We start from the raw sequence: 14,082 nt of genomic DNA, 5'->3' as shown, positions 1-14,082 counted from the left end.
GCGGATAGAGTTGGGGAAATGAAGAAGCGTGCTCTCCTCGCCGGTGCTCTCGCCGCTCCCACGGCCGCCGGCATCTGGGGTGCGGCCATCGAACCGCACCTCTTCGCGATCCGTCACCACACCCTGCCGCTCCTGCCCGCCGGGGCGGAGACCATCCGGGTCCTCCACGTCGCCGACCTGCACCTGGCCCCCTGGCAGAAGCATCGCGCTTCCTGGGTCAAGGCGCTCACCCGCCTCGAACCCGACCTGGTGGTCAACACCGGTGACAACCTCTCAGCCGACATCGTCCCGACCGTCCTCGATGTCTTCTCCGGACTCCTCGACGTTCCCGGCGTGTTCGTGCTCGGTTCCAACGACTTCTTCTCCCCACAGGCGAAGAATCCTGCGAAGTATCTGCGCTCACCATCGGAAGTCAAACACCGGGTCGAACCCGACCTCGACGTCAAGGCCCTCATCCGAGGATTCGAAGGCACGGCCGGCAGCCCGGTTGCCGACCCAGATGGCAGCGGCTCCGCGGTGGGGAGCGGTTGGCATTTCCTCGACAACGCCGAGGCGTCCCTGACGATCAAGGGCACCCGCATCGACTTCCGCGGACTCGGCGATGCCCATATCGATCGTGACCGAATCAGCTGGAGTGGGGGAGAGCCGGGCGAGGGGACCCTCGACTTTCCGCGCTTCGACTCCGCCGCCGGACTCAAGGTGGGTGTCACCCATGCCCCGTATTCGCGGACCTTGGAGGCGTTCGCCACGGCCGGGGCGGATCTCATCATGGCCGGGCACACCCATGGCGGACAGATCCGCGTGCCCTTCTGGGGCGCGCCCGTGACGAACTGCGATCTCGACCGGACACGCGCGAGAGGCGTTTTCGCCTACCGGGAAAGCCGCGTGGCGATCTCGGCCGGTCTCGGGTTCTCACCCTACTCACCAGTGCGTTTCGCCTGTCGGCCGGAAGTCAGCGTCCTCGAACTCGTCGCGAAGGCCTGACCCATTCAGCGGTTTCTGAAGATTTGCACAAGGCCTATTCGTTAAACTGGTTCGCATGGTGTCTCCTGAGTCAAATCCCACTCCGACCAAAATGGGCGCGTTCATGCAGTTCGTGGCCGTCAGCGCGGTCGCCGGCATCGTCGCCGCCGGTCTTGCCATCCCCGGAGTCGGCGTAGCCACAGCCAGTGCGAACAGTGCGGTCGAGATCTTCAATTCGCTTCCCGCCACCCTCGAGATCCAGGATCTGGGGGAGAAGTCGACGATGCTTGCCTCCGACGGATCGGAGATCGCAGAGTTCTACTGGCAGAACCGAGTCGAGGTGCCCCTCGATGAGATCTCAGACCACATGCAGGACGCGACGATCGCAGTCGAGGACTACAGGTACTTCGAACACGGCGGCGTCGACATCGAGGGCATCGCGCGTGCGGCGGTGCACAACATGGTGTCCTCGACGACACAGGGCGGATCAACGCTGACTCAGCAGTATGTGAAGAACGTGCTCGCGGAGAACGCCCACGCCGAAGCGGACAAAGAGGGTGTGTCGGCAGCCAAGGAGTCGAAGGGCACAGCCGGCTATGCGCGTAAGCTGCGCGAAGCCAAACTCGCTGTGGCAGTTGAGAAGAAGTACGACAAGAAGGACATTCTCAACCGCTACATGAACATCAACAACTACTCCGGTTCGCCCAATGCCTACGGAGTGCAGGCGGCCGCCCACAAATACTGGGGCATCGACGCCAAGGACCTCAATATTCCGCAGTCGGCGATGCTCGCCGGCATTGTGCAGAACCCTTCGGCGTTCAACCCGCAGCGGTCCCCCGACCAGGTGAAGAAGCGCCGCAACACTGTGCTGGGGCAGATGCTCAAGTACGACCACATCACCCAGAAGGAATACGACAAGGCGGTCAAGACCGACCTCGACCTCGACCTGCATGAGACCCCGAACGGCTGTTCGTCGGCGAAGAGCAATGCGCAGTTCTTCTGCGACTATGTCGAGAATGTCATCAAGAACGACGAGACATTCGGAAAAACCGTCGAGGAGCGCATCGCGTTCCTCCAACGCGGTGGTCTGACGATCAAGACCAGCCTCAAGCCGGACATCCAGAAGATCGCGGACAAAGAGGTCAAGAAGCGCGTCCCCGTCGGCGATCCCTCCGGCGCCGGTCACGCTCTGGTGACGATCGAGCCGGGCACCGGTGAGGTCATCGCCATGGCCGAGAATCGTGAGTACACGGTTGGCGACGTCAAGAAGAAGGATAGGTACAAGAAGACCTCGATCAACTACACGGTCGACAAGAGGCACGGCGGAGGCGGCGGTTTCCAAGTCGGTTCGACCTGGAAGCCCTTCGTGCTGACAACCTGGCTGAAGTCGGGCAAGAGTCTCAACGCGACCGTGAATGCGACGAAACGGAACTTCCCGGCCAGTTCGTGGAAGTACGACGGCTGCCCGAGCATGGCCGGAGATTGGGACCCGAACAACGCCGGTGACGGTAAGGGCAACGGGTCGATGACGGTGCTCGACGCCACGAAGCATTCGGTCAACACCGGCTATGCCGCAATCGGCAACCAGCTGAACATGTGCAAGATCATGGATACGGCCATGGACCTGGGCATCCGCTACGGCAGCGGCGAGTCGCTGGACTATGAAAACAAGTCCGGCTTCATCCAGGCGCTGTCGCCTTCATCGATCCTCGGTACGACGGAGACCACTCCGATCGCTATGGCCGCGGCCTACGCAACCTTCGCGAACGAAGGCGAGTTCTGCGGACCGAAGCCGATCACCGAGATCAAGGACCGCAAGGGCAAGAAGCTCGACGTTCCGGGTGAAGGCTGTAAACGTGTGCTCGACAAGGAGGTGGCCAAGGGCGTCGCCTACGCCCTGACCCAGACCTTCAACGGCGGTACGACGAGCTCGCTGAAGATCGGCGTTCCTGCCGGTGCCAAGACCGGTACGACGAACTTCGAAGTCGGCCACACCTGGCTGCTCGGATTCACCAAGACCCTGGCGACCGCGGTCTGGACCGGTGATCCCAATGGAACGCGGGACTGGAGAACCAACGGTGCCGGTGCGGTCCGTGGCCAGATCTACGGTGCCACGCTCTCCGGTAAGACCTGGCAGGCCTATATGAGCCAGGCAGCGCGAGAGACCAAGGGCAACACCGGCTTCCCGAAGCCCAGCAGCAAGTACTTCTCCGGTGGCGGCTCCGGCGGTGGAGGCGGGTCCTCGACCGGCCCGAACCGCAGCGGCGGCAACGGCGGCGGAGGCGGCAACAACGGCGGCGGAGGCGGCACTGGCGGCGGAGACAACGGCGGCGGAGGCGGCACCGGTGGCGATGACGGCGGCGACGGTGGGGACGAGGACGAAGCTCCCGGCCTCGGCGGCAACTGAGCCAGCGCAACCGAGTCGAGCCGCGGCAGCCCGTCAAAAGCCGGCTGAGATCCGTTCACACGATGTCTGAGGGCGGGGAGGATGAGATCATCCTCCCCGCCCTCAGGCGTGTTCGATCGGAGGAGTGTCCGCCCCTCGGCTGAGGTGCTCAGCTGAGACGGACTGGGTTAGTCTGGGGAACACAACCGCGTCGTCGACCGAGCCGGGACAGAGCCGGCAGAATCAGACCGCCGAGGCACCCGTCACCGAGGAGAATCATGACCAAGTGGGAATACGTCACCGTGCCGCTCATCGTCCATGCGACGAAGCAGATCCTCGATCAGTGGGGCGAAGACGGCTACGAGCTCGTCCAGGTCGTTCCGGGACCGGACAACAACGGACTCGTCGCCTACCTCAAGCGTCCGAAGGAATGATCTGAACCCGTCAGGCTTCCGCACCCCACGTCGAAAGAGGAACCATGTCCCAAACCCTTGACCGCATCGCCGAACTCGGCCTCGAACTGCCCGAGATCGCCGTACCCGCCGGCGTCTACGTCCCCGCCCTGCGCACCGGAAACTATGTCTACACCTCCGGCCAGCTGCCCGTCGTCGACGGCAAACTGCCGGCGACAGGCCACCTGGGCACCGACGTCGACGTCGACACCGGTTACCAGTTGGCCCGCACCGCCGGGCTCAACGCTCTGGCAGCGATCGCCGGTGTCATCGGTGACCTCGACAAGATCGTGCGCGTCGTCAAGGTCACCGGCTTCGTCAACTCTGCCGACGATTTCACCCAGCAGCCGGCTGTCATCAACGGCGTGTCCGAACTCTACGGAGAGATCTTCGGCGATCGCGGACAGCACGCTCGCAGCGCCGTCGGCGTGAACACACTTCCTCTGGGCACGCCCGTCGAGGTCGAGGTCGTCGTCGAGGTCGCAGGCGATGCCGCTTAGCGGACGCACCCTTGCCGTCTCGTCGGAACTGCGGTGGCTGCTCGACCACTGGCAGTCCGACGGACGGTGGCCCGTCCCCGAGGCGCCCCGACCCACCTCGGCGATCGTGCTCATCCGGGACGCCTCGGAAGGTCTGGAACTCTTCATCACCCGGCAGCTCGACGCCCGCGGGGTCGAGGACCGCAACCGGTGGGCGTTTCCCTCCAGCAGTCTGCGCCCCGGTGATGTGCGCAAACTGCCCCTGGCCGGATGGAACTCGGCCCGCTGCGCCCGTGCACTGAGCATCGAGAACAAATCTCGTGCTCTCCACCATTTCTCCGCCGCCGCCCGCATCACTTTCGCTGCCACCGGAATCCTGCTCGCCGAAGACATCGACCGGGAGATCGTGGCCGCCCCACAGGCGGACTGGCGCTCTACCCGATCTCGGCTGTTCTCCAACGAGGTCTCGTGGTCCCAGGTCCTGCGCGACCGCGACCTGCGTCTGCGCCCCGATCTGTGCAAGCCATGGCTGCGCTGGATCAACACTCCCACCCAGTTGCACCGCTTCGACACCACGTTCTTCATCGCCACCGTGCCTTTCGGCCAAGAGGTCGACTTCCTGTCACCGAACGAGACCTCCGGCGGATGGAAACGCCCGGGCCAGATCCTCGCCGAGGTCGGCGGCGATCCCGACAGCATCAGTGCCGCCACCCATCTCATCGTCGAAAGTTTTGCCGAGGTTGCGAGCGTGGGTGCGGCCATGGCCCAGATCCGCAACGCCCACCCGCTGCGGCCGGAGATCATCAACGACGACGGCGAATGGAAGGTCGTTATCCAGACCGGGAAGGATCCGCACAGCAAGGGTTCGCTGCGTGATCGGGCGATCGCCGTGGGCGAGATCGACAACGACCACAATCCCGGCTTCCTGACATTCAGCAGCGATGACGACGGTGACGACAGTACAGACGACGAAGACGAGGACTCATGAGAATCCGTGCGAACAATCCAGGCCCGATGACCCTGAGCGGGACGAACACCTACGTGCTCACCAGCCAGGACGACGGCTCCGCAGTGATCATCGATCCCGGCCCGGAGCTGGCAGAGCACCGGGGGGCCTTCCTCGCCGAGGTGGCTGATCGTGATCTGCGCGCCATCGTCCTCACCCACCAGCACGCCGACCATTCGGAGATGCTGGGAAGCATCGAACAGTGGGCCCCCGAAGAGCCCGTCTATGCCGTGCTCGGCCGCTTCGCCCGACACACGGATCCGCTGTCCGACGGCGACGAGATCCCCTTCGGCGACACCGCCGCCGACGTTCTGCGCGTCGTGGCCACCCCCGGCCACACGAGCGACAGCATCAGCCTCATCCATGCGGGGACGCTGTACAGCGGCGACACGATCCTCGGGGAGGGGACGACGATCGTCACTCATCCCGAGGGGTCCCTCCGCGACTATCTCGCGTCCCTCGACCGTCTCAGGGCGCTGCTCGACGCGGGGGAGTACGCGATCATCGAACCCGCGCACGGCCCGCGCATCGATAATCCCGCCGAGGTCATCGACTACTACCGCTCCCACCGACGCGAACGCATCGAGCAGGTCGAAGCCGCCCTCGCACGCGGTGCCACCACTGCTTCCGAGGTGTGCGACATCGTCTACCACGACGTCGACGTCAGCGTGCGTCCCGCAGCCGAACAGATCGTCAAGGCCCAACTGGCCTACCTCGACGCTCTGCCCGCCGCCGACGACGCCTGAGAGCACAGGCGGGACCTGCTCGCCGCACCCGCACAGCACGCGCCCCGAGCGCGGCGATACGCCCCGTACACGACGAAACGCCCCAACCGACCGGTCGGGGCGTTTCGTCGTGCTCGGCGCTCGGGCCGCTGAGAGGGTCAGCGGGCGCGGTTGCGCATCCGGTCCATGTCGAGGATGACGACGGAGCGAGCCTCGAGGCGGATGAAACCGCGGGCGGCGAAGTCGGCCAGGGCCTTGTTGACGGTCTCACGAGAGGCACCGACGAGCTGTGCGAGCTCCTCCTGGGTGAGGTCGTGGGCGACGAGCACACCGTCGGGAGCCGGCTTCGAGAAGCGGGCGGCGAGGTCGAGCAGCGCCTTGGCGACACGACCGGGCACATCGGAGAACACGAGGTCGCCGACGGTCTCATTCGTCCGACGCAGACGCTGAGCCAAAGCCTTGAGCAGGTTCATCGCGGCCTGCGGACGCTCGTTGAGCCAGGTGGTCAGGTCCTCGTGCTTGAGGCTGAGCAGCTCCGACTGGGAGACAGCGGTGACGGAAGTGGACCGTGGGCCCGGATCGAAGAGGCTGAGCTCGCCGATGAGTTCGCCGGGGCCGACCACGGACAGCAGATTCTCACGGCCATCGGAGGATTCACGGCCGATCTTGAGCTTGCCCGAGGAGACGATGTAGAGCTCGTCACCGGCATCGCCCTCATGGAAGAGCACGGTGCCCCGACGGAGACTCCGCGGGTTCATGAACTTCATCAATGCACTGGTGGCTTCATCGTCCAGACCTGCGAAGAGCGTCGCGCCCCGCACCATTTCAATATCCACTGGTTCCTCCTTGTCGTGATAATCACACACAAATCTACCTGGTCATCTGCATCGATACCAGCAAAGACGCGGGAGTAGGGCCCACCAAAATGAAAACCCGTCCCACCGGCCTCCAACGCCTGAGACGCTGAAGCCATTCCCACAACCCGTCCGCCCGCCCCACCCGATTCGCCCGGTCGGCCCGAGCCACGGATGTGAGCGGGGCAACTGCGGAATTCCTGGGTACGGATTAGGATGGTGAGCCGTGTTGACGGTGGCAGAGAAGAGCGCGCGGAAGTTCGCGAAGGAGACCCCGCTGGAGCGGACCCGCCGAGCCCGGAAGATCCATCGGATCCTCGCCGAGGTGTATCCGAACGCACAATGCGAACTCGACTTCGAGACCCCGTTCCAGCTGCTCATCGCCACCGTCCTGTCCGCGCAGACCACCGACATCCGCGTCAACGCGGTCACCCCGGGTCTGTTCGCCGCCTTCCCCGACGCCCATTCGCTGGCCGTCGCGAATCTCATCGAGGTCGAGGAGCACATCCGCTCCACCGGCTTCTATCGCGCCAAGGCCCGCAACATCGTCAGACTCGCGAACGAACTCGTCGACGAATACGACGGGGTGGTGCCGAACAAGCTCAGCAAGCTCGTCGAACTCGCCGGGGTCGGCCGCAAGACCGCGAACGTCGTCCTCGGCAACGCCTTCGACACCCCCGGCCTGACCGTCGACACCCACATGGGTCGGCTCGCCCGCCGCTTCGGATGGACCGAGGAGACCGACCCGGTCAAGGCCGAACATGAGATCGCCGCCCTGTTCCCGAAGAAGGACCTCACCCTTCTGTCCCACCGGGTGATCTTCCACGGCCGCCGCATCTGCCACTCCCGCAAGCCCGCCTGCGGGGCCTGTCCGCTGGCGGCCCTGTGTCCTTCCTTCGGAATCGGCGAACTCGACCCCGACAAGGCCCGCGCCATGCTCAGATTCGAAATGGCCCCGGAAGCCACCGTCGCCGAGGCGACCGCCCCGGCAACGACAGCCCGGACCACTGCCGACGCTTCCGAGGACGACCAGTGAGCACCGGCATCCCGGACCTGCCGCCGGAGTCCGCGACCATCGCCGACGGGGCGCTGCGCGGTCAGCTCGAAGATCTCGCGACCTCCCACGGTTCCCCTCTGTGGCTGCGCAGGCAGAAGAGCTCGCAGGCGGGCCAGGTCAGAGATGCCGCCGTGCTTATGCTCTTCGGCCGCGGGGGAGCACCCCGCACCGAGGCGGGTGAGGCCGAGACCGCGCGCCTGGCCGAATTCGGGGTCGATGATGTCGACATCGTGCTCCTGCAGCGGGCCGCGACCCTGCGCCATCATCCGGGGCAGGTGGCCTTCCCGGGAGGTGGACGTGACCCGGAGGACGATTCCATGGCCGCGGCCGCCCTGCGTGAGGCTGAGGAGGAAGCAGGGATCGCCCCGACCACCGTGGAGGTCCTCGGACAGATGGACCCCCTCTACATTCCCGTCTCGAAGTTCGAGGTCACCCCGGTCATCGGCTACTGGCGGCGGCCGGGTGCGGTGCAGGTGATGGACGAACGCGAATCCTATTCCGTCTACCGTGTGTCCATCGCTGATCTCGTCGCTCCTGCCAACCGCGGCACTTTCACCCGTCCCGACCTCAAGATCTCGACTCCGGCCTTCGATGTCGGTGTGCTCAAGGTGTGGGGCTTCACTGCCGGCATCCTCGATTTCGCGCTTGACCACCTCGGCTGGGCCGGGGACTGGGACAAGCAAGCGCCCATCGGCATCGATTTCTGAAACAGAGACAGAGACGGCGCTGGACTTCAAGTCCAGCGCCGCCTCAGTGTTTCAGTGATGGAGTGGTGTCAGTACCGGGGGCCCGAGGGGTTCTTCAGTGCGCGCTTGACCGAAGCGATGAGCGATTTGGCCGAGCCGATCGCGGTGCCCGGCACCGGATTGCCCTTCTTCAGCAGAGGGAGGGCGACGAGGACGAGGACGATCGCGAGAACGGCGAGGATGCCGAAGACGATGAGGAAGCTTCCCCACCACGGCCAGCCGAGTCCCTCATGGAACGCAGCCGCACCGGCGAAGATCACCATGAAGGAGGACAGGAAGAGGAAGAACAGGGCGACGATGGCCAGGCCGGCGCCGATGCCCAGGTTCTTCGCCCCGGCAGTGGCTTCGGCCTTGGCCAGAGCGATCTCTTCCTCGGCGACTGCTTTGGAGTCGTCGCTGATGCCTTTGATCAGTTCGCTGATCGACCGTTCGGCCATGGGGAGCTCCTATATCGAGAACGAGGACAATCTAACTTAAGAGTAGTCTGAAGGCGCCCTGCGGCCAAAGGCGAATCGGCGAGAATCCGAGGAAAACCCGCCGGATCCAGGCCGGAACGTTCCTCGAGAACGTCCGCTGTCACCGGCGGGTCTGCCCTGAATGTCTCAGGAGTTCGCCACCGACTTCTCGATGCCATCCATCACCGAGGCATCGGCGAGCGTCATCGTGTTGCCGACCTCCCGGTTCTCTGCGACGTCCTTGAGCAGACGGCGCATGATCTTTCCCGACCGGGTCTTCGGCAGGTCGGTGACGATGTGGACCTTCTTCGGCTTCGCAATCGGGCCGATGTCCTTACCCACATGCTGGCGCAGCTCCTCGGCCGTCTCAGCGGAATCCTCGACGCCGTTGGAGACGATGACGAAGGCGACGACGGCCTGACCGGAGGTGTCGTCCGCAGCGCCGACGACAGCCGCCTCGGCGACCTTGGAATGAGCGACGAGCGAGGATTCGATCTCCGCGGTCGACAAGCGGTGCCCGGAGACGTTCATGACATCGTCGACGCGGCCGAGGAACCAGATGTCGCCGTCCTTGTCGCGGCGGGCGCCGTCCCCGGCGAAATAGGTGTCCTCGAACCGTGACCAGTAGGTCTCCTTGAAGCGCTCCGGGTCTTTCCAGATGCCGCGCAGCATCGCCGGCCACGGCTGACGGATGACGAGGAGACCGCCCTCGGGGCCGGCCGGGTTCTCACCCGAATCGTCGACGACGTCGACGGAGATTCCAGGGATCGGGCGCTGGGAGGAGCCGGGCTTGGTCGAGAGCACTCCGGGCAGGGGAGCGATCATGTGTGCGCCGGTCTCCGTCTGCCACCAGGTGTCGACGATCGGGCAGCGCTCGGCACCGATGACACGGTGGTACCAGCGCCAGGCTTCGGGGTTGATCGGTTCGCCCACGCTGCCGAGCAGGCGGAGGCTGGACAGGTCGTACTTCGCCGGGATGTCCTCTCCCCACTTCATGAAGGTGCGGATAGCCGTCGGTGCGGCGTAGAGGATCGTGGCCTTGTACTTCTCGATGATCTCCCACCAACGGCCCTGATGCGGGGTGTCGGGGGTGCCTTCGTAGACGATCTGGGTGGCACCCGCGGCCAGTGGGCCGTAGGTGACATAGGAGTGCCCGGTGACCCAGCCGACGTCGGCGGTGCACCAGAAGACATCGGTCTCGGGTTTGATATCGAAGACGGCCTTCATCGAGTACAGCACCTGGGTGAGGTAGCCGCCCGAGGTGTGGAGAATGCCCTTCGGCCGACCGGTCGTGCCGGAGGTGTAGAGGATGAACAGCGGGTTCTCCGAGTCGAAGAATTCGCATTCGTGCTGGTCGCTGGCCTGACCGACGGTGTCATGCCACCACTGGTCCCGGCCGTCGACCATGTCGACGTCCTGACCGGTGCGCTGGACGACGAGGACATGCTCGACAGGGGTGTCGCCGGCGGACAGGGCCTCATCGACGGCGGGCTTGAGGCTGGTGGGTTTGGCGCGGCGGTAGCTGCCGTCGGCGGTGATGACCACGCGGGCCTCTGCGTCGATGATGCGCGAGCGCAGAGCGTCGGCGGAGAATCCGCCGAAGACGACCGAATGGGCCGCGCCGAGGCGGGCGCAGGCGAGCATCGAGATCATCGCTTCGGGGATCATCGGCAGGTAGATGGCCACCCGGTCTCCCGCTTTCACACCCAGGTCCGTGAGTGTGTTCGCCGTCTTCGACACCTCGGCGAGGAGTTCGGCGTAGGTGTAGGAGCGGGAGTCGCCCGGTTCGCCTTCGAAGTTGATGGCCACACGGTCGCCGTTGCCGGCGTTGACGTGACGGTCGAGGCAGTTGTAGGCGACGTTGAGCTTGCCACCGACGAACCATTTCGCGAACGGCGGGTTCGTCCAGTCGAGGACCTCACCGAAGTCGGCGTTCCAGTCGACGAGCTCACGAGACTGTTCGGCCCAGAAGCTCAAGTAGTCGGCATCGGCACGTTCGTACTCGTCGGCCTTGACATTGGCACTGGCCGCGAACTGCTCAGGCGGTGCAAAGGTCTCGGTCTGCTCGGCAGTGGTTTCGGTCATTCTTCCCTCCGACATCTTTGGTGGATCGAAATTCTAGTTGCACTGTATACCCGCAGACGGGGACGAAGACGGGCAGTTTCGGCCGATGAACGGTGGAATCGGGGGTAGCCATGACGACAATTGCGTGGTATAGGTCACAGGCAAGCCGGTGTGGTCGACGAGGACGGTGGGCCGCCTCGGCGAGGGGACGAGGACGGATCCGAGTGCAGTTCAGTATGCGCAGATGAGTGCGCAGGCACCCTGTGTTCTGCAAGGATGGGGGCAGAGTCTGTCGGGATTCGTCCCGTGCAGGCACCGCAACACTGTTCCTTTTCCCCAAGATCGAGTGGAGTGAGCGATGAGTTCGCCGCAGCATCCAACCGGGTCCGGGCCGCATCCGTGGCAGGATCAGCCCCCGCAGTACCCAGGCCAGAACGCACCGCAGGCCGGCGGCCAGCCGCCCGTCTACGGATCAGGTCCAGGGCCGGTCGCCTCCGGACCAGGTCAGGCCTACGGCTCCGCACCCGGGCCCTACGGTTCCGCCCCCGGCCCCTATGGTTCCGCACCCGGCCAGAACGCCGCGGCACCGGGACCCTATGGTTCGGCCCCGGCGCCGGCACCGGCACAATACGGTTCGGGCCCTGGCCCATACGGCTCGGCACCCGGTCCCTATGGTTCGGGTCCTGGACCCTATGGTTCCGCGCCCGGACAGTTCGGTCAGGCTCCTGCACCCAAGCAGAAGACCGGCCCGGGTCTCATCGGTCCGCTGACTCTGCGGGACCTCTTCCTCCTGTTCGCCGGTCTGCTCGCGTTCATCGCACTGTTCGTGCCCAATCGCAGCGATTTCTATTTCGGGTACTCTCACACCCTGTGGCACTGGCATATCACCACAATCGGCCCGCTCGTCTTCGAGGTGCTGGCGATCCTGCTGATCGTCGCGGCCGTACTCGTCAATAAGCTCGGCAACGGTCGGATGCGGGTGGGTTCGCTCAGCCTCGATCAATTCATCTCGGCGGTATCGGCTGTTGCGTTCGCCTTCGCGTTCGTCGATCTGATCACTTCGGTCATGTTGTGGCACGTCGGCGCCTACTTGACGTTCTTCGCCGCGCTGATCGCCTTCTTCGCCGGCGTCTTCACGATGATCCCCTTCTTCGCTCAGGAATTCGCCGTTCGCGAAGCCATCGAAACCCATCCGAAGGCACGTCCCGTCTCCAAGCACACGCCGCATCCGGCGCCGGTGGCCAATGTTCCCGGCGGCAACGCCGGCGGCCCCGGGTTCGCTCCTTACGGTTCGGCTCCTGCCGGGGCAGGTCAGCCGGGATCGGGTCAGCCCGGACAGGGTCAGCCGGGACCGGGCCACCCCGGAGCAGCCGCATTCGGTGCACCCGGTCAGCCGGGTCAGGCCGGTCAGCCGCATCAGACCGGGGGCGACCAGTTCGGTCAGAACCAGTTCGCCGCTTCCGGGCAGCCCGGCCAGCAGCCGGACCAGCAGCAGTTCGGGCAGCCGGACCAGCCGCGGTTCGGGCAGCCCGACGAGGCGCAGCAGCCCAACCCCTATGCGCCGCCGCAGCAGCAGGACGCTGAGCGTTCGGGCAATGCCTTCGCGGCCTCTCCGGAGCATTCGAACGCTGACGGACCGGTCCACAGCACCGGCGACGGACAGACCTACCTCGGCCGTCGAGATTCGCACGCTCCGCAGCACTCACAGAGCGAGCCGACTCAGACCTTCGGCGTCGGCGCCGGCCACGATCAGAGCGAGGCCCGTGCTGACCAGCCGACAGAATCCGATGACGAGACGCATTCAGGCGCCGGGGCAGCGGCTGCCGGCGCCGGTGTGATCGGTGCCGGCGCTGCGGCGGCCGGGGTCGCCGCAGCGCACTCGGACTCCGAGCGTCGCCGCGGCCGCCACGCCGCACCGGACTCAGACGCTGCTGAGACGAACGAGGTTCAGGGCTCCGCCGAACCCACTGCGACCGCGGACCCCGCCCCAGTGTCGGAGGACGAGGCACCGACGGTCGTCTCGCCGGCGGAGAGCAGCGACCTCGTATCGAAGGTCAACGCCAAGACCTCGGACACGAACGTTGGAACTGCCGAAGACGCGGCCATCGACGGAGGAGACACCGGAGCGAAGCCCGTGACGGACTCCTCGTCCGATTCCGCCTCCGAGTCTTCGTCAGACTCCGCACCGCAGTCGGACTCCGCAGAGCAGTCGGACTCCCCGCAGGAGTCGACCGAGCAGCCGTCTCCGACATCACAGCGGGAGTCGGCTTCACAGCCGGCCGCGGCCTCTGCGTCGGACGACGCCGAGGACAATGCCAGCATCGGGGTCTCCGAGGCGACTGTCGTGAACACCCCAGCCGGTGAGGACGTCGTCCCTGCGGCCGACGGGACTGCCACCCGTTCGGAGCGCACCGAGGCTCCCGAAAGCGAAGAGCCGACGCAGTACGTGCCCGTCGCCAGCTACCGGAACCGTCCCGAGGCCGAGAACCCGGCGAACTCGGGATCGGACCGCACGGACGACGACACCGTGGCTCAGACCGCCATCGACAATGAGCCGGTTCCGGCCGATGCCGGCCAGGGCAGCACCCACGCGGGCCAGGGCAACGACCAGGGCAACGAGCAGGACGGCGGCCGCACCATCGTCCAGGCGTTCTGGTTCGCCGTTCCCGAGCCGCGTGAAGCCGTGGATCCGACGACCGGGCTGCCCGTGTTCACGATCTACCCGGGCGACTGGTATCTCAGCCTCGAGGACAACGGTTCCTGGTTCAAGGTCCGCGACACCGACGGCAGCGAAGGAATCCTGCGCAACATCGAGGGAATCCAGCGCGGCTGAACCGGTGCGCATCCACTCACACACCGGTGCTGTGGATGAAACACGGACCGGCCGGCGCCCCC

General features: G+C 65.5%; 12 protein-coding genes. 9 read left to right on the top strand and 3 right to left on the bottom strand.

The window, feature by feature from the left end:
• The first annotated feature begins 18 nt into the window (after positions 1-18).
• The 6 genes from ACQE2J_RS15595 (at position 19) to ACQE2J_RS15570 (ending at position 6,032) form a co-directional block, all read left to right on the top strand.
• Positions 19-984: a metallophosphoesterase gene (locus ACQE2J_RS15595; protein WP_135537291.1), complete on the top strand. Its 966-nt coding sequence runs from the start codon at positions 19-21 to the stop codon at positions 982-984.
• 55 nt (positions 985-1,039) lie between these two features.
• Complete coding sequence (locus ACQE2J_RS15590) at positions 1,040-3,370, top strand: transglycosylase domain-containing protein (protein WP_426936561.1); 2,331 nt, start codon at positions 1,040-1,042, stop codon at positions 3,368-3,370.
• 257 nt (positions 3,371-3,627) lie between these two features.
• Entirely contained in the window at positions 3,628-3,783 is a 156-nt protein-coding gene (locus ACQE2J_RS15585; protein WP_009883339.1) for a hypothetical protein, read from the top strand.
• Between the two features lie 44 nt (positions 3,784-3,827).
• Positions 3,828-4,301, top strand: coding sequence for a RidA family protein (locus ACQE2J_RS15580; protein WP_426936560.1), 474 nt, complete (start codon positions 3,828-3,830; stop codon positions 4,299-4,301).
• Entirely contained in the window at positions 4,291-5,268 is a 978-nt protein-coding gene (locus ACQE2J_RS15575) for a hypothetical protein (RefSeq protein ID WP_426936559.1), read from the top strand. Before ACQE2J_RS15580 ends, ACQE2J_RS15575 begins: the two co-directional genes overlap by 11 nt.
• Positions 5,265-6,032, top strand: a complete 768-nt coding sequence (locus tag ACQE2J_RS15570; RefSeq protein WP_426936558.1) for an MBL fold metallo-hydrolase — start codon at positions 5,265-5,267, stop codon at positions 6,030-6,032. Before ACQE2J_RS15575 ends, ACQE2J_RS15570 begins: the two co-directional genes overlap by 4 nt.
• Before the next feature lie 137 nt (positions 6,033-6,169).
• Here the strand turns inward: ACQE2J_RS15570 and ACQE2J_RS15565 are convergent, their stop codons facing one another.
• Positions 6,170-6,847, bottom strand: a complete 678-nt coding sequence (locus tag ACQE2J_RS15565) for a Crp/Fnr family transcriptional regulator (protein ID WP_426936557.1) — start codon at positions 6,845-6,847, stop codon at positions 6,170-6,172.
• A 244-nt stretch (positions 6,848-7,091) separates the two neighbouring features.
• Between ACQE2J_RS15565 and nth the strand changes: the two genes are divergently transcribed.
• Together nth and ACQE2J_RS15555 are read left to right on the top strand one after the other, a co-directional pair.
• Positions 7,092-7,901 (top strand): endonuclease III, encoded by an 810-nt coding sequence (gene nth / locus ACQE2J_RS15560; protein ID WP_426936556.1) that lies wholly within the window; start codon positions 7,092-7,094, stop codon positions 7,899-7,901.
• Positions 7,898-8,629, top strand: a complete 732-nt coding sequence (locus ACQE2J_RS15555; RefSeq protein WP_135537284.1) for an NUDIX hydrolase — start codon at positions 7,898-7,900, stop codon at positions 8,627-8,629. Before nth ends, ACQE2J_RS15555 begins: the two co-directional genes overlap by 4 nt.
• A 68-nt stretch (positions 8,630-8,697) precedes the next feature.
• On the opposite strand, the gene ACQE2J_RS15550 is transcribed toward ACQE2J_RS15555, so the two are convergent.
• The gene (locus ACQE2J_RS15550) at positions 8,698-9,105 is read right to left on the bottom strand and encodes a phage holin family protein (protein WP_135537283.1); all 408 of its coding nucleotides are present in this window, start codon (positions 9,103-9,105) and stop codon (positions 8,698-8,700) included.
• 165 nt (positions 9,106-9,270) lie between these two features.
• Positions 9,271-11,208, bottom strand: coding sequence for an acetate--CoA ligase (gene acs / locus ACQE2J_RS15545; protein WP_135537282.1), 1,938 nt, complete (start codon positions 11,206-11,208; stop codon positions 9,271-9,273).
• A gap of 337 nt (positions 11,209-11,545) precedes the next feature.
• Here acs and ACQE2J_RS15540 point away from each other — a divergent pair, with 337 nt between their 5' ends.
• Positions 11,546-14,020 (top strand): hypothetical protein, encoded by a 2,475-nt coding sequence (locus ACQE2J_RS15540; protein ID WP_425119333.1) that lies wholly within the window; start codon positions 11,546-11,548, stop codon positions 14,018-14,020.
• The last annotated feature ends 62 nt before the right edge of the window (positions 14,021-14,082 follow it).

Source organism: Brevibacterium sp. LE-L (assembly GCF_050214925.1).
Lineage (GTDB): Bacteria > Actinomycetota > Actinomycetes > Actinomycetales > Brevibacteriaceae > Brevibacterium.
Note: the sequence above shows the minus strand (reverse complement) of the source record. Positions and strands in the feature narration are given on the sequence as shown.

Excerpts from the sequence above, each read along its gene's own strand:
- ACQE2J_RS15590 (WP_426936561.1), top strand. The coding sequence starts at position 1,040 with ATGGTGTCTCCTGAGTCAAATCCCACTCCGACCAAAATGGGCGCGTTC.
- ACQE2J_RS15540 (WP_425119333.1), top strand. The coding sequence starts at position 11,546 with ATGAGTTCGCCGCAGCATCCAACCGGGTCCGGGCCGCATCCGTGGCAG.
- ACQE2J_RS15570 (WP_426936558.1), top strand. The coding sequence starts at position 5,265 with ATGAGAATCCGTGCGAACAATCCAGGCCCGATGACCCTGAGCGGGACG.
- acs (WP_135537282.1), bottom strand. The coding sequence starts at position 11,208 with ATGACCGAAACCACTGCCGAGCAGACCGAGACCTTTGCACCGCCTGAG.
- ACQE2J_RS15585 (WP_009883339.1), top strand. The coding sequence starts at position 3,628 with ATGACCAAGTGGGAATACGTCACCGTGCCGCTCATCGTCCATGCGACG.
- ACQE2J_RS15595 (WP_135537291.1), top strand. The coding sequence starts at position 19 with ATGAAGAAGCGTGCTCTCCTCGCCGGTGCTCTCGCCGCTCCCACGGCC.
- ACQE2J_RS15575 (WP_426936559.1), top strand. The coding sequence starts at position 4,291 with ATGCCGCTTAGCGGACGCACCCTTGCCGTCTCGTCGGAACTGCGGTGG.
- ACQE2J_RS15580 (WP_426936560.1), top strand. The coding sequence starts at position 3,828 with ATGTCCCAAACCCTTGACCGCATCGCCGAACTCGGCCTCGAACTGCCC.
- ACQE2J_RS15550 (WP_135537283.1), bottom strand. The coding sequence starts at position 9,105 with ATGGCCGAACGGTCGATCAGCGAACTGATCAAAGGCATCAGCGACGAC.